We start from the raw sequence: 14,289 nt of genomic DNA, 5'->3' as shown, positions 1-14,289 counted from the left end.
TCTGTCGGACCCCTGTGCCAGGCTGGATCCATGCAGCGGATGAATGCGGCGGCGGCGCGGCGGATCGCCCTGGCCGCACAGGGTTTCGGGAAACGCCGACCGGCCAAGCCGAACCGGCGGGCCGTGCTCGATGTGGTCGCCAGAACCCGGCTGCTGCAACTGGATTCGGTGTCGGCGGTGGTCCGCGCGCACTACGCGCCGGTCTTCAGCCGGATCGGCCCCTACGACCGCGCCCTGCTCGAGCGGGCGGCCTGGAGCGACAGCCCGCGCGCCCGGCGCGGGCTGGTCGAGTACTGGGCGCACGAGGCGGCGCTCATCCCGGTCGCCGACTGGCCGCTGCTGCGCTGGCGGATGGCCGAATACCGGCACGGTCGCTGGTCGGGCATGCGCAAGGTGATCGAACGAAATCCCACGCTGGGCAAGGACATCCTCGACGTCGTCACCGAGGTCGGCGCGGCCAGCGCGGGCGAGATCGAACGCCACCTCGAACTGGACAAGCCGCGCCCCAAGGGCACGTGGTGGAACCTGTCGGACACGAAGATGATCTGCGAACAGCTCTTCGCCGCGGGCGAGCTGTCCATCGCGCGCCGCGTCGGCTTCACCCGCCACTACGACCTCACCGAACGCGTCGTCCCCGCCGATGTCCGCGAGCGTGAGGTCGGCGAGGCCGAGGCGGTGCGCGAGCTGATCCGCCGGTCCAGCCGCGCCCTCGGCATCGGCACCGAAACCGATCTGCGCGACTACTACCGCCTCAACCGGCGCCAGAGTGCCCCGGCCATCGCCGAACTCGTCGACGCGGGCGAACTCGTCGGGGTCGACGTGGACGGCTGGGACGCCCCGGCCTACCTGCATCCCGAGGCGAGCACCCCGCGCCGCATCACCGGCGCCGCTCTGCTGTGCCCGTTCGACCCCCTCATCTTCTTCCGTCCGCGCACCCAGCGGATCTTCGACTTCCACTACCGCATCGAGATCTACACGCCCGAACCCAAACGGGTGCACGGCTATTACGTGTTCCCGTTCCTGCTCGACGGGCAGCTCGTCGGCCGGGTCGACCTGCGCGCCGAGCGCGGCAGCGGCAGGCTGCTCGCCCCCGGCGCCTTCGCCGAACCCGGCCACGCCACCGCCGAGACCGCACACGCGCTGCGCGGCGCCCTGCGCGAGATGGCCGACTGGCTCGAGCTCGACGAGGTCGTCATCGGTGAGCGCGGTGACCTCGCGCCCTTGCTGTGAGCGGGCCGCTCACCAGCCCTTGGGGCCCTGCCCGCGCATCTGATCGCGCAGCGCGCCGCTGACCGCGCCAGAGAGCCACGAGTTCAGCGACTGCCCGTTCTGGGCCGCCGCCTCCTCGGCCTTGGACTTGAGCTGCTCGACCAGCCGCAGGGTGACCCGGCTGATGTCGCCGGTCATCTCCTCGAAGGTGGGTGGTTCCTCCGAACCCGACGGCGTGTTCTTGCGCACGTCCGCCACCGCCTCGGTGCCCTCCAGCCGGACGTGCACGGTGCGATCCCCGAGCTCGGTGCTGATCTCGGCGGCCAGTTCCGACAGCGCCGACAACAGCACCAGCCGGCTCGAACTCTCCACCGCCGCGGCCAGGGCGGCGGCGGTGGCCTGCGTTTTCTCGTCGCCGAGAGCCGCGGCGGCGATCAGTTCCTCGCGCAGCCGCGCGGTATGAGCGTTCAGATCCATGACATCAGTCTGATGTCAAAAATGACATCACGCAAGGGTGTTGATGATGTCACCGAGCAGGCGTATGGTGTCGAAAGCCAGCCACCGGCAGCCGCTTCGGCCGCTAGGGTGTCGAGGCGCATCCGGGGACCGGGTAGCCTTTCTGACCATGACGAACGGTGAATCGACGCCAACGGAGCTGCACGCGTCCGGCACGGTAGGTGTCGCGATGGTGACCCCCTTCAGCGCCGCGGGCAAGGTCGACGTCGACGCCGGGGTGGCGTTGGCCGCGCGCCTGGTCGACCGGGGCGTCGATCTGCTGGCCATCTCGGGCACCACGGGTGAGTCGCCGACGACCACCGAATCGGAGAAGTCCGATCTGCTGCGCGCCGTCGTCGACGCGGTCGGCGACCGCGCCACCGTCATCGCGGGCGCGGGCACCTACGACACCGCGCACTCGCTCGAACTGGCGCGCGCCGCCGAGGACGCGGGCGCGCACGGCCTGCTCGTCGTCACCCCGTACTACTCGCGTCCCACGCAGGAGGGGCTGATCGCGCACTTCACCGCGGTCGCCGACGCCACCTCGCTGCCGGTGACGCTCTACGACATTCCGCCGCGGTCGGTGGTGCCCATCGCCATCGACACGATCCGCCGCCTCGCCGACCACCCGAACATCGTCGCCGTCAAGGACGCCAAGGGCGACCTGGTCTCCGGTGCCGATCTCATCGCGACCACCGGCCTCGCCTTCTACTCCGGGGACGACGGGCTCAACCTGCCCTGGCTCTCGGTGGGCGCCACCGGTTTCATCAGCGTTATCGGGCACCTCGTGCCCTATCGCCTGCGCGAGATCCACCAGGCCTACACCGCCGGTGACGTGGTCCGCGCCAAGGAGATCAACGCGACACTGTTGCCGCTGTTCGCGGCCATGACCCGCCTGGGAGGTGTGGCGATGTGCAAGGGAGCTCTCCGATTGCTCGGTGTCGAAGTGGGGGAACCCCGGTTGCCCCAGCTGATGCCGACCCCGGCGCAGCTCGACGCGCTGGCCCTGGATCTGCAGGCCGCGGGGGTGTCGGCATGACCGAACCGCGCAAGCCGCGTCGTCGTTCCGCCAGCCGCGCCGCGGGCGCGCCCGAACCGGCGCCCGCCACCCCGGCCCCCGAGGCCGCGCCGCAGCGGCCCGCCGCGGCCGAGGTCGTGCCCCCGATCGAGCAGGCGCCCGCCCCGGAGCCGGTCGCCGAGATCGCCGCCGAGGCCGAGCTCGTCGTCGCCGCCGAGGACGGCACCGATCTGATCAGCGTGCCCGTGGAACAGGCCACCGCGCCGAAGAAGACGAGCTCACGCCGCGCCAAGAGCAAGCCGGCCGCCGAGCAGGCGCCGCAGCAGCAGTCCCGTGGCGGCGGCCGCGGCAGGCAGGGTGGCGGCGGCCGGGGCCGTGGCGCCGCGCCGACGGCCGAGCCTCGCGAGAAGGCGCCGCAGGACCGTCTCGGTGCCCCGCCGAAGCTGGCGAAGAACGGCCTGCGTGTGTTCGCGCTCGGCGGCATCGGCGAAATCGGCCGCAACATGACCGTTTTCGAGTACAACGGCAAGCTGCTGATCGTCGACTGCGGTGTGCTGTTCCCCGAGGACCAGCAGCCCGGCGTCGACCTGATCCTGCCCGACTTCCGGCCCATCGAGGACCGGATGGACGACATCGTCGCCATCGTGCTCACGCACGGTCACGAGGACCACATCGGCGCGGTGCCGTTCCTGCTGCGCAACCGCCCCGACATCCCCGTGATCGGCGCCAGGTTCACCCTCGCGCTGGTCGCCGCCAAGTGCCGCGAGCACCGGCTGCAGCCGAAGCTGATCGAGGTCGCCGAGGGCGAGACCACCGTGCACGGGCCGTTCGAGTGCGAGTACTTCGCGGTCAACCACTCCATCCCCGACGCGATCGCCGTCGCCATCCGTACCGGCGCGGGCGTGGTGCTGCACACCGGTGACATCAAGCTCGACCAGCTGCCGCTCGACGGCCGCCTCACCGACCTGGCCGGATTCTCCCGCCTCGGCGACGAAGGCGTCGACCTGTTCCTGGTCGACTCGACCAACGCCGAGGTCCCCGGCTTCGTCACCCCCGAACGCGAGATCGGCGGGGTGCTCGACAATGTCATCGGCAAGGCGCGCAACCGCGTCATCGTCGCCTCCTTCGCCAGCCACGTGCACCGCATCCAGCAGGTCGTCGACGTGGCACAGAAGTACAACCGCAAGATCTGCTTCGTCGGTCGCTCGATGGTCCGCAACATGCAGATCGCGCAGGACCTGGGCTATCTGACCGTGCCCGACAACGTCGTCGTCGATCTCGACGCGGCGGCGAACCTGCCCGGCAACCGGCTGGTGCTGATCTCCACCGGTTCCCAGGGCGAGCCGCTCTCGGCGCTGGCCCGGATGGCCAGGGGCGACCACCGCCAGATCAACATCCGTGCCGACGATCTGATCGTGCTGGCCTCCTCGCTGATCCCCGGTAACGAGAACTCGGTGTTCGCGGTCGTCAACGGCCTGGCCCGGCTCGGCGCGACGGTCATCACCCAGCAGAACGCGAAGGTGCACGTCTCGGGCCACGCCTCGGCGGGTGAGCTGCTGTACCTGTACAACGCGGTGCGTCCCACCAACGCGATGCCGGTGCACGGCGAGTGGCGGCACCTGCGCGCCAACGCCGCGCTCGCGGTGGCCACCGGCGTGCCCGAGGAGCGGGTCGTGCTGGCCGAGGACGGCGTGGTGGTCGACCTGGTCGACGGCATCGCCTCGATCGTCGGCCGGGTACCGGTCGGGCACGTCTACGTCGACGGCCTCTCGGTCGGCGACGTCGGCGAGTCGACGCTGTCGGATCGCCTCGTGCTCGGCGAGGGCGGGTTCATCTCGATCACCGTCGTCATCGACGCGACCACCGGCAAGGCGGTCAGCACCGAACTCAACGGCCGCGGCTTCTCCGACGACCCGACCGCGCTCAACGGCGCGAACGAACTGGTCGAGGCCGAGCTGCTGCGCCTGGCCGGCGAGGGCATCACCGACACCCATCGCATCGCCCAGGGCGTGCGCCGGGTCGTCGGTCGCTGGGTGGCCGACACCTACCGCCGTCGCCCGATGATCGTGCCGACGGTCATCGGCGTCTGATCCGCAGACACGAGAACCGCCGGGCGACAGTGTCGTCCGGCGGTTCTCGTTCGTGGGTCAGGCCTGGCAGGCCGCGGAGTCGAGCTTGGCCGACTTCACGATGTTGCAGGTGAACACGTGCGAGACGCGCCAGCCGCCCTCGGACGCGACGAATTCCACGGTCGCGCCCTGCACCGGGGTGCCGTCGATGGTGACGTCGGCGGGGGCCTTCACCTTGCCGTCGGCGGGCGCGCCGACGCTGGTGATCTTGGCGGTGACATTGTTCTTCTTGGCCGCCTCGACGAATTTGTCGACCAGATTCGGGTCGCGCTCGGCGTCCTCGATGAGCGTGGCCTTCTCCTCGGCGCTCAGCTGACCGGCCATGGCCTTGTCGAGGCGGGCGTTGAGCTCCTCGACGGTCGGCGCGGGCAGGTTCGGCACCGGCGTGGTCATCGGGGCGTCACCCTCCTGGGTGCCCTCGACCTTCTTGCCGTCCTCGAACCCGGCGCCCGCGGCGGTGGTCGTCGCGGCCGCGGTGCTCGACGGCTCGTCGCTGCTGCACGCGGTCAGGCCGAGCGCGGCGACGGTCATCGTCGCGGCGGCCGCCAGTGTGATCATGCGGTTGTTCACGGATCTCCCCAAATGAGATGAACGCCGGAGGGTCACTCCGGCGAGGCGGTGGCGACTCAGACCTCGTAGCCGGAGGTGCAGTTCCAGTTGATGATGGTGGCCGCGCCGCGATTGGCGTTGATCGCGTTGCGCTTGGCCGCCCGCAGCGAAGGCGCCGAGGCCCAGCTGTAGGAACGGCTCGACTCGGCGAGCGCGCCGCAGCCGTTGCGCCACGACACCTTCACATCGCAGCCGGCACCCCCGCCGCTGCGCTGGCAACCGGCGATGGCGGCCGACTCGGCCGCGGCGTAGCTGCCGTAATTCGCGGTGATGCTGGAGGCGCCGTTGCGCGAGAGCGCGAGCGCGCCGTAGTTGTCGGCCTGCGCCTGCGCGGGCGCGATGTGACCGGCCAGCAACGCACCGACCGTCGCGGTCATGATCGCCGCGCCGGTGAGAACTTTCTTCACGTGATTCCCCTCGTATTCCGTCCACACCCGGTGGACCAGGTGTCAACGTACAGACCCGGCGGTCCCGGGCGCCAGCGCTGCTGCGCGGATTCGGGCTCATCACAAGGGAACTGAAAGGAATCGCTTGGCGGAAAGGGGCGAACGCGGCGCGAAACGCGGTTGTCCCGCGAGATTTCCCCGCGCTGACCGGGGCCCCGCGACCTGCGGGTCCGGGTGAGATCAGCGTCGCAACCGGGGTGGGACCAGTGTTGCGGATGGTCCGGACGGTGCCTGAGCGGCTAGCCTGATGGTCATGGCAGGTAAGTCCCGCAGCACCACGACCTCTCGGGCGCGGGCGGGATCGAGCAGGGGGCAGACGCCGTCGGCGCGATCTCGTTCGACGACTCCGCGAGCGTCGGCGGCGCCGCGCGGACGCGCGACCCCCGCGCGCAGACCCGTGCGGCGCGCGTCGAACACCGCGCCGCTGGCGGTGATCGGGCGCGGTGTCGGCAGTGGCTGGACGATGTTGGCGCGCGGTGTCGGCGCCACCACCCGCACCTTGAGCCGGGCCGGCGAGATCGAACACGGGCACCGGCGCGACGGCATCGGCCTGGCGCTGATCGCGGTGAGCGCGATCATCGCCGCCGCCATGTGGCTGTCGGCCGGTGGACCCGTCGGGCGTTTCCTCGAAGACATCGTGCGCGCGATCGCCGGCACGGCGGGTGGCCTTGCCCCGCTGCTGTTCGTCGCCCTCGCCGTGGTGCTCATGCGCACCGAGCCACACCCGGAGATCCGGCCGCGGCTGGTCCTCGGCGGACTGCTCGTCGTGTTGCCCGCACTCGGGATCTGGCATCTGGCCGCCGGATCGCCGACCGACGCGCAGGGCCGCTCGCGAGCGGCGGGTGCGCTCGGCTACGCCATCGGCGGCCCGCTCGGCCAGGGCCTCACCCCGTGGCTGGCGCTGCCGATCCTGTTGCTGGCCATGGTGTTCGGTGTGCTGCTGCTCACCGGTACCACGGTGCGCGAGGTGCCTTCGGCACTGCGCGACTACTTCGGCCTCGGCGATCACCACGCCGACGACGACCCCTACGACCCGGCCAACTACGACGCCGACGGTTTCCCGGTGCACCGCAACCGAACCCGCCGCGGCCGGACCCCCGAGGACAACTACCCGCCCGACGAATTCGGCGGCTCCGACGCGCTCACCGAATCGATCGGCGAGCCCCCGCTGCGCGACGCCAAGCAGCTGCGGCTCGACGAGGAGCCACCGGCGCCCGTCCCCGCGCCCAAACCGGCGCGCCGCAAGCCCGCCGCCCCGGCGAAGGTCGTCGACCAGACCCCGCCCCCGCCGCCGGAGCCGGAGTTCGTCACCGACCGGGTCGTCGACGGCGACTACACCCTGCCTCCGCTGACCCTGCTGCTCGACGGCGATCCGCCCAAGAAGCGTTCGGCCGCCAACGAATCGATGATCGAGGCGATCACCGAGGTGCTGGTGCAGTTCAAGATCGACGCCGCCGTCACCGGTTTCGTGCGCGGCCCGACGGTGACCCGCTACGAGGTCGAGCTCGGCCCCGGCGTGAAGGTCGAGAAGATCACCGCCCTGCACCGGAATCTGGCCTACGCGGTGGCGACCGAGAACGTGCGCCTGCTCGCGCCGATCCCGGGCAAATCCGCCGTCGGCATCGAGGTGCCCAACTCCGACCGCGAACTGGTGCGCCTGGCCGACGTGCTCAAGTCGCCGCACACCCGCAACGACCACCATCCGCTGGTGATCGGGCTGGGCAAGAACATCGAGGGCGAGTTCGTCTCGGCGAACCTGGCCAAGATGCCGCACCTGCTGGTGGCGGGCTCCACCGGCTCCGGTAAGTCGAGCTTCGTGAACTCGATGCTCGTCTCGCTGCTGCACCGGGCCACCCCGGAGGAGGTCAGGATGATCCTGATCGACCCGAAGATGGTGGAACTCACGCCGTACGAGGGCATTCCGCACCTGATCACGCCCATCATCACCCAGCCCAAGAAGGCCGCCGCCGCGCTGGCCTGGCTGGTCGAGGAGATGGAACAGCGCTATCAGGACATGCAGGCCAACAAGGTCCGCCACATCGACGACTTCAACAAGAAGGTCAAGTCGGGTCAGATCACCGCGCCGCTGGGCAGTGAGCGCGTATACCGGCCCTACCCGTACATCCTGGCGATCGTCGACGAGCTCGCGGACCTGATGATGACCGCCCCGCGTGACGTCGAGGACGCGATCGTGCGCATCACGCAGAAGGCGCGCGCCGCGGGCATCCACCTCGTCCTGGCCACCCAGCGCCCCTCGGTGGACGTGGTCACCGGCCTGATCAAGACCAATGTGCCCTCGCGCCTGGCCTTCGCCACCTCCTCGCTCACCGACTCGCGCGTGATCCTGGACCAGCCCGGCGCGGAGAAGCTGATCGGTATGGGCGACGGCCTGTTCCTGCCGATGGGCGCGGGCAAGCCCACCCGTCTGCAGGGCGCCTTCATCTCCGACGAGGAGATCCAGGCGGTCGTCGAGTTCAGCAAGACCCAGGCCGAGCCCGAGTACCAGGACGGCGTCACCGCCGCCAAGGCGGGCGAGACCAAGGACGTCGACCCCGATATCGGCGACGACATGGACGTGCTGCTGCAGGCGGTGGAGCTGGTGGTCACCTCCCAGTTCGGGTCCACCTCGATGCTGCAGCGCAAGTTGCGCGTCGGCTTCGCCAAGGCGGGCCGCCTGATGGACCTGATGGAGACGCGCGGCGTCGTCGGACCCAGCGAAGGGTCGAAGGCCCGCGACGTGCTGATCAAGCCCGACGAACTCGACGGGTTGCTCTACTCGATCCGGGGTGGCGACCCCGGCGGAGCCGAGGACGACTGAAGTCCGCGCGCGCCGGTCGGCACGCGTCGCTGGTTTGCTCTGACCGTGCCGGGGCGAGCCGGCGACGAACGAGGAGGGACCGTGGCTCACCGCGGAGTCGAACCGCGCGCACGGGCCTTATGAGAGCCCGTCGGCGCCTGCGTGAGCCGGGAGTGGGGAACGGTTCGAGACCGGTGCCTCTGCCAGTTGGGCTACGAGGGAATGGGTGATCGCCCCCGGGCCGGGCGGCGGCTGGGGTGCGTGACAGGGACCGCGAGCGGTCGCTCGCGCTGTGGGGCAGGGGTGCCGGCGGCCTAGCGCCGGACGACGCCGGTCAGCAGTCGCCGCGGGCGCTCGAGAAGCGCTGCGGCTGCACGGCACCCAGGGGTAGGCGGTGCATCTCGACACGGCGTTCGTACTTCGCGGTGGATCCGTTCACGGCCAGCTCCTCTCGTGGGTACCGGTGGGATGACGATGCGTCGACGGTAGCAGCGCGGTCCCCCCGGCGACACTGATTTTTCGACGCGCCGATGGGCCCGTGCGCAGGTCAGCGGGCGTGTGTGTGAAATCATGGCGGGCAAGCGTTCCGCAAAGCCGACTGAAACGGACATTTCGGGCATGATGGACGGCATGAACTCTATCGATCGGACCACCACATGCAGGTGACCACGCTCGAGTGGGTGATCACCGGCCTGGTGATCCTCGGCTTGTTCGTCTTCGACTTCTTCGCCCACGTGCGGACACCGCACGAACCCACGTTCAAGGAATCCGGCTTCTGGTCGGCGGTCTACATCGGCCTGGCCCTGGCGTTCGGCCTGTACGTGGCCTGGAAATGGGGCGGCACCTTCGCGGGGGAGTACTACGCGGGCTTCGTCACCGAGAAGGCGCTCTCGGTGGACAACCTGTTCATCTTCCTCATCATCATGAGCACCTTCGCCGTGCCACGGATCTACCAGCAGAAGGTGCTGCTGATCGGCATCGTGCTCGCCCTGGTGATGCGCGGTGTGTTCATCGCCGTCGGCGCGGCCGCGATCAGCGCGTTCAGCTGGGTGTTCTATCTGTTCGGCGCGTTCCTGATCTACACCGCGATCAAGCTGCTGCGCGAGAGCGGGCACGAGGTCGAACAGGAGGAGAAACGCGACAGCCGCATCGTCGCGCTGGCCAAGCGGATCCTGCCGACCACCGACAAGTACGACGGCGACAAGCTCGTCACCACGATCGACGGCAAACGGGTGGTGACCCCGCTGCTGCTGGCGCTGCTGGCCATCGGCTTCGCCGACCTGCTGTTCGCGCTGGACTCGATCCCGGCCATCTACGGTCTCACCGAGCAGCCGTACCTGGTGTTCACCGCCAACGCCTTCGCCCTGATGGGCCTGCGCCAGCTGTACTTCCTCATCGGTGGTCTGCTCGACCGCCTGGTGTACCTGTCCTACGGCCTGGCCGCGATCCTGGCGTTCATCGGCATCAAGCTGGTGCTGCACGCGCTGCACGAGAACACGCTGTCGTTCATCAACGGTGGCGAGCACGTGAACGTGCCGGAGATCTCCACGCCGCTGTCGCTGAGCGTGATCATCGGGATCCTGGTGATCGCCACGGTGGCGAGCCTGCTCAAGACCCGCAACACCACCTCCTCCTGACCGCGCACTGCCCGGAACCGCGACGGTTCCGGGCAGTGCTGTGTCAGTGGCGGGTCACTCGCTGAAGGCGCCCATCACCGGCAGCCATTCGACCACGCGCACGGCCTCGATCAGGCCCAGCTTCGCGAACGGGTCCTCGGCCAGCAGCGCGGTCAGCGACGGCGCGTCCTCGGCGCGGAAGATCAGCAGCGCGCCGGTGCCGTCCGGGTACGGGCCGCTCGTGAGTACGGTGCCCGCGTCGACGAGCGCGTTGAGGAAGGCCCGGTGCTCGGGCCGATGCGTGGCCCGGTCGGCGGCGGTGGCCTCGGTGTAGGTGTAGTGCACGGCGAAGATCGGCACGGCGGTATCGCTTCCTGGTGAGTGCGGAATCAGAGGGTCAGCAGCATGCGGGTGTTGCCGAGGGTGTTCGGCTTGACGTAACTGAGGTCGAGGAACTCGGCGACACCGGTGTCGTAGGAGCGGCACATCTCGGCGTACACCTCGGCGGTGACGGGCGTGCCGTCGATCTCGACGAAACCGTGCCTGCCGAAGAAGTCCACCTCGAAGGTCAGCACGAACAGTCGCTGCAGCTGCAGTTCGCGCGCGACGGTGACCAGCCGGTCCACGACCGCGCCACCCACCCCGCGCCCCTTCACCACCGGGTCGACGGCGACCGTGCGCACCTCACCCAGATCGGCCCACAGCACGTGCAGCGCGCCGCAGCCGACGACCGCGCCGTCGAGCTCGGCGACCCAGAACTCCTGGACGGATTCGTACAGCGTCACCAGGTTCTTCTCGAGCAGGATGCGGCCCGCGTACTCGTCGACCAGACGCTTGATCTCGGGGACGTCGCTCGTTCGCGCTCGTCGCACGACCACGCCGGGAACAGGCGCCGCAGTGGGCGCGACGGGATGCGCGTCGCTTGTCGAACCACCCAGTGGTCCCCGTGAGGTCATGGGGTGCACAGTAGTCGGCCGGGTTACCGATACTCTGAACGTGTGCCGCACATCCTGTCGATCCGCTCACCGCATCGCGCCGGGCTCGTCGACCGGATCGCGTGGCACCGCCCGCGCGAGCAAACCGCGCGCGAAACATGTGGATTTCGGCGCAGTGCCGGGGAATGCCGAGAGGGCAGGGCATGAGAGGTCAGCGCCTGGAGGCGGCAGCTTGCGTAACCACGGAAGGCGCCCGAGCATGCCTGATGTGCGCAGGATGAGCGTGCGACCCGAAGAGATGGACCGTGGGTGGGAGGCGGCGGCGCCGCTACGTCCCGTGGAACGTGCCGAGGGGCACGTTCCGCTGCTCAATATCGCGAATGTGCTGACCATCGCGCGGATCGTGCTGGTGCCGTTGTTCGTGCTGGCGCTGTTCGCCGACGGCGGCCACGACACCCGCTGGCGGGTCGTCGCCGCGGCCGTGTTCGGCCTGGCCGCGATCACCGATCGCTTCGACGGGCAACTGGCCCGCAAATACGGTCTCGTCACCGATTTCGGCAAGCTCGCCGACCCCATCGCGGACAAGGCGCTGATCGGTTCGGCGCTGATCGGCCTGTCCGTGCTCGGCGATCTGCCCTGGTGGATCACCCTGGTCATCGTCGGCCGTGAGCTCGGCATCACGCTGCTGCGGCTCGTGGTCGTCCGGCGCGGGGTCATCCCGGCGGGCCGGGGCGGCAAGCTCAAGACGCTGGTGCAGTCGGTCGCCATCGCGCTGCTGTTGCTGCCGCTGTCGGGGGCGTTCGAGACCGCGGGGATGTGGCTGATGTACGCCGCCGTCGCGCTCACCGTGCTCACCGGCCTGGATTATGTCGGCCAGGCGGCCCGGCTGTGGTTCGCCGGTGGCCGCGCGCGCGGCGAGTCCCGCGGATGAGTGACCCGCTCGTCGACGGCGCGCCGGTCGCGGATCTGGTGGGGGCCTTGACCACGGCCGGACAGACGGTCGCCACCGCGGAATCGCTGACCGCGGGCCTGCTCGCGGCCACGATGGCCGGGATTCCGGGCGCGAGCGCGGTGCTGCGCGGCGGTCTCATCGTCTACGCGACCGACCTGAAGAACCGTCTGGCCTGCGTCGACGCCGAGACCCTCCGCCTGGACGGGCCCGTCGCCGCCTCGACCGCCGAACAGCTCGCGGTGGGGGCGCGGCAGTGCTGTGGCGCCGACTGGGGTGTCGGCCTGACCGGGGTCGCCGGACCCGATTCCCAGGACGGGCACCCCGTCGGGACGGTATACCTCGGATTGGCCGGTCCACGGCACAGCGAGGTGGTCCGGTTGAAACTGCACGGCGACCGGTGGACCATCAGAATCGGTGCGGTACACAGCGCCGTGCGGGAGTTGCTGCGCTGTGTGACGACGAACTAGCCGCAGCCGGGAACCACCGGCCGATGCTCGACGTTGTGCCAGAAAGAGGTGAGCACCGCTGCGGCGGTGACACGAGGTGGAGGAGAACGAGATGACGCTGCTGCGGGAGGCAATCGGGGACAGTCTGCGGCGTGCACGTCTCGCCCAGCATCGAACGCTGCGCGAGGTGTCGACCTCGGCGCGCGTGAGCCTCGGCTATCTGTCGGAAGTGGAGCGCGGCCGCAAGGAAGCCTCCAGTGAGCTGCTCGCCGCCATCTGCGAGGCACTGGACGTGCCGCTGTCGCGGGTGCTGTGGGACGTGAGCACCATCATGGCCGGCGCCGACGGCTCCGCGCCGCGCGAACCCGCGCTGACCGGCCCGGTCACCGAGCGCGAGACCGCCGAACCCGCCGCCGCCGAACCCGCCGCGGCGCCGGAGACGGCCTCGGCGAGCCTGTCGGCCGAGGGCCCCCGGATCGGCATCGCCGAAGACACCCGCATCGTCATCCCGGCGCCGAGGGCCGAGATGCTGGTACTGGTGAAGGGGATGTGACGCGGCGAACCACGTGCCGGACGCGCGAGACGCTGCACACCGCTGGTGAGAACGGATAGATTCTCATCAGGCGTCGAGTGGGCCGGTCACACCGGCCCGGGTGCCGCATGGTGAAGGATAAGCACATATCTGGTGCGTGACGGTCGCGCACCACCAGTCGCACGAGCGACGCACAGATGGAGGCGGGATCAATCGATGGCTAATCCGTTCGTGAAGGCCTGGAAATACATGATGGCCCTCTTCGACTCCAAGATCGAAGAGCATGCGGATCCGAAGGTCCAGATTCAGCAGGCTATCGAGGAGGCGCAGCGTCAGCACCAGGCGCTGTCGCAGCAGGCGGCATCGGTGATCGGTAACCAGCGCCAGCTGGAGATGAAGCTGAACCGCCAGCTCGACGAGGTCGAGAAGCTCAATGCCAACGCCCGCCAGGCCGTCACTCTGGCCGATCAGGCGTCCGCCGCGGGCGACACCGAGAAGGCGATCCAGTACACCAACGCCGCCGAGGCGTTCGCCGCCCAGCTCGTCACCGCCGAGCAGTCGGTGGAAGACCTCAAGGTGCTGCACGACCAGTCCCTGCAGGCCGCCGCGCAGGCGAAGAAGGCGGTCGAGCAGAACGCGATGATGTTGCAGCAGAAGGTCGCCGAGCGCACCAAGCTGCTCAGCCAGCTCGAGCAGGCCAAGATGCAGGAACAGGTCTCGGCCTCGCTGCAGCAGATGGACTCCACCCTGGCCGCGCCGGGCTCCACGCCCAGCCTGGACGCGGTGCGGGACAAGATCGAGCGCCGCTACGCCAACGCGCTCGGTTCGGCCGAGCTGGCGCAGAATTCGGTGCAGGGTCGCATGATGGAGGTCCAGCAGGCCAGCATCCAGATGGCCGGGCACAGCAAGCTCGAGCAGATCCGCGCCTCCATGCGCGGGGACGCGCTGCCCACCGGCAACAACGCCGCGGCGATCGACCCGGCCAAGCAGCAGCCCGCCCAGGCCCCGCAGATCAACAAGGGCCAGGCCGCGCAGCAGTAGTTTTGGAGCGCTGGCGCGCTCGAGTTCGCGGCCCCTTGTGTCCCGGGGGGGGGGGGCCCCAGGT

General features: G+C 69.7%; 14 protein-coding genes. 9 read left to right on the top strand and 5 right to left on the bottom strand.

Going from position 1 to position 14,289, the window contains the following annotated elements; genetic code table 11:
- The first annotated feature begins 30 nt into the window (after positions 1-30).
- A complete protein-coding gene (locus tag QH270_RS21355) occupies positions 31-1,230 on the top strand; it encodes a winged helix-turn-helix domain-containing protein (RefSeq protein ID WP_280345303.1) in 1,200 nt (399 codons plus the stop codon).
- A 9-nt stretch (positions 1,231-1,239) separates the two neighbouring features.
- On the opposite strand, the gene QH270_RS21350 is transcribed toward QH270_RS21355, so the two are convergent.
- Positions 1,240-1,686, bottom strand: a complete 447-nt coding sequence (locus QH270_RS21350) for a toxin-antitoxin system HicB family antitoxin (protein ID WP_280345300.1) — start codon at positions 1,684-1,686, stop codon at positions 1,240-1,242.
- A gap of 148 nt (positions 1,687-1,834) precedes the next feature.
- Between QH270_RS21350 and dapA the strand changes: the two genes are divergently transcribed.
- Both dapA and QH270_RS21340 read left to right on the top strand, forming a co-directional pair.
- Positions 1,835-2,743, top strand: coding sequence for a 4-hydroxy-tetrahydrodipicolinate synthase (gene dapA / locus QH270_RS21345; RefSeq protein ID WP_280345297.1), 909 nt, complete (start codon positions 1,835-1,837; stop codon positions 2,741-2,743).
- On the top strand, positions 2,740-4,812 hold the full coding sequence (locus QH270_RS21340) for a ribonuclease J (RefSeq protein ID WP_280345294.1): 2,073 nt from the start codon (positions 2,740-2,742) through the stop codon (positions 4,810-4,812). The genes dapA and QH270_RS21340 overlap by 4 nt, the downstream gene beginning before the upstream one ends.
- Positions 4,813-4,869: 57 nt before the next feature.
- On the opposite strand, the gene QH270_RS21335 is transcribed toward QH270_RS21340, so the two are convergent.
- Both QH270_RS21335 and QH270_RS21330 read right to left on the bottom strand, forming a co-directional pair.
- Positions 4,870-5,421, bottom strand: a complete 552-nt coding sequence (locus QH270_RS21335) for a hypothetical protein (protein WP_280345291.1) — start codon at positions 5,419-5,421, stop codon at positions 4,870-4,872.
- Between the two features lie 56 nt (positions 5,422-5,477).
- Positions 5,478-5,867 carry a DUF4189 domain-containing protein gene (locus QH270_RS21330; protein WP_280345287.1) on the bottom strand — a complete coding sequence of 130 codons (390 nt, stop codon included), beginning with the start codon at positions 5,865-5,867 and terminating at the stop codon, positions 5,478-5,480.
- A gap of 292 nt (positions 5,868-6,159) precedes the next feature.
- On the opposite strand from QH270_RS21330, the gene QH270_RS21325 reads away from it, so the two are divergent.
- The gene (locus QH270_RS21325) at positions 6,160-8,724 is read left to right on the top strand and encodes a DNA translocase FtsK (protein ID WP_280345284.1); all 2,565 of its coding nucleotides are present in this window, start codon (positions 6,160-6,162) and stop codon (positions 8,722-8,724) included.
- A gap of 635 nt (positions 8,725-9,359) precedes the next feature.
- Complete coding sequence (locus QH270_RS21320; protein ID WP_280345281.1) at positions 9,360-10,340, top strand: TerC family protein; 981 nt, start codon at positions 9,360-9,362, stop codon at positions 10,338-10,340.
- A 54-nt stretch (positions 10,341-10,394) separates the two neighbouring features.
- Here QH270_RS21320 and QH270_RS21315 read toward each other — a convergent pair whose 3' ends face one another.
- Both QH270_RS21315 and QH270_RS21310 read right to left on the bottom strand, forming a co-directional pair.
- The gene (locus tag QH270_RS21315; protein ID WP_280345278.1) at positions 10,395-10,679 is read right to left on the bottom strand and encodes a YciI family protein; all 285 of its coding nucleotides are present in this window, start codon (positions 10,677-10,679) and stop codon (positions 10,395-10,397) included.
- Positions 10,680-10,708: 29 nt separating this feature from the next.
- A complete protein-coding gene (locus QH270_RS21310) occupies positions 10,709-11,275 on the bottom strand; it encodes an amino-acid N-acetyltransferase (protein ID WP_280345275.1) in 567 nt (188 codons plus the stop codon).
- Between the two features lie 256 nt (positions 11,276-11,531).
- Between QH270_RS21310 and pgsA the strand changes: the two genes are divergently transcribed.
- The 4 genes from pgsA (at position 11,532) to pspA (ending at position 14,225) form a co-directional block, all read left to right on the top strand.
- A complete protein-coding gene (gene pgsA / locus QH270_RS21305; protein WP_280345329.1) occupies positions 11,532-12,185 on the top strand; it encodes a CDP-diacylglycerol--glycerol-3-phosphate 3-phosphatidyltransferase in 654 nt (217 codons plus the stop codon).
- Positions 12,182-12,673 (top strand): CinA family protein, encoded by a 492-nt coding sequence (locus QH270_RS21300; protein WP_280345272.1) that lies wholly within the window; start codon positions 12,182-12,184, stop codon positions 12,671-12,673. Before pgsA ends, QH270_RS21300 begins: the two co-directional genes overlap by 4 nt.
- A gap of 91 nt (positions 12,674-12,764) precedes the next feature.
- Complete coding sequence (locus tag QH270_RS21295; protein ID WP_280345269.1) at positions 12,765-13,205, top strand: helix-turn-helix domain-containing protein; 441 nt, start codon at positions 12,765-12,767, stop codon at positions 13,203-13,205.
- Positions 13,206-13,400: 195 nt separating this feature from the next.
- Positions 13,401-14,225, top strand: coding sequence for a phage shock protein PspA (pspA, locus tag QH270_RS21290; protein ID WP_280345266.1), 825 nt, complete (start codon positions 13,401-13,403; stop codon positions 14,223-14,225).
- The last annotated feature ends 64 nt before the right edge of the window (positions 14,226-14,289 follow it).

Origin of the sequence: Nocardia neocaledoniensis (assembly GCF_029868625.1) — a bacterium.
Lineage (GTDB): Bacteria > Actinomycetota > Actinomycetes > Mycobacteriales > Mycobacteriaceae > Nocardia > Nocardia neocaledoniensis_A.
The sequence above is the reverse complement of the archived record's forward strand: the minus strand, read 5'-3'. Positions and strand labels throughout refer to the sequence as shown.

Excerpts from the sequence above, each read along its gene's own strand:
- QH270_RS21355 (WP_280345303.1), top strand. The coding sequence starts at position 31 with ATGCAGCGGATGAATGCGGCGGCGGCGCGGCGGATCGCCCTGGCCGCA.
- QH270_RS21350 (WP_280345300.1), bottom strand. The coding sequence starts at position 1,686 with ATGGATCTGAACGCTCATACCGCGCGGCTGCGCGAGGAACTGATCGCC.
- dapA (WP_280345297.1), top strand. The coding sequence starts at position 1,835 with ATGACGAACGGTGAATCGACGCCAACGGAGCTGCACGCGTCCGGCACG.
- QH270_RS21340 (WP_280345294.1), top strand. The coding sequence starts at position 2,740 with ATGACCGAACCGCGCAAGCCGCGTCGTCGTTCCGCCAGCCGCGCCGCG.
- QH270_RS21325 (WP_280345284.1), top strand. The coding sequence starts at position 6,160 with ATGGCAGGTAAGTCCCGCAGCACCACGACCTCTCGGGCGCGGGCGGGA.
- QH270_RS21320 (WP_280345281.1), top strand. The coding sequence starts at position 9,360 with ATGCAGGTGACCACGCTCGAGTGGGTGATCACCGGCCTGGTGATCCTC.
- QH270_RS21310 (WP_280345275.1), bottom strand. The coding sequence starts at position 11,275 with ATGACCTCACGGGGACCACTGGGTGGTTCGACAAGCGACGCGCATCCC.
- pgsA (WP_280345329.1), top strand. The coding sequence starts at position 11,532 with ATGAGCGTGCGACCCGAAGAGATGGACCGTGGGTGGGAGGCGGCGGCG.
- QH270_RS21300 (WP_280345272.1), top strand. The coding sequence starts at position 12,182 with ATGAGTGACCCGCTCGTCGACGGCGCGCCGGTCGCGGATCTGGTGGGG.
- QH270_RS21295 (WP_280345269.1), top strand. The coding sequence starts at position 12,765 with ATGACGCTGCTGCGGGAGGCAATCGGGGACAGTCTGCGGCGTGCACGT.
- pspA (WP_280345266.1), top strand. The coding sequence starts at position 13,401 with ATGGCTAATCCGTTCGTGAAGGCCTGGAAATACATGATGGCCCTCTTC.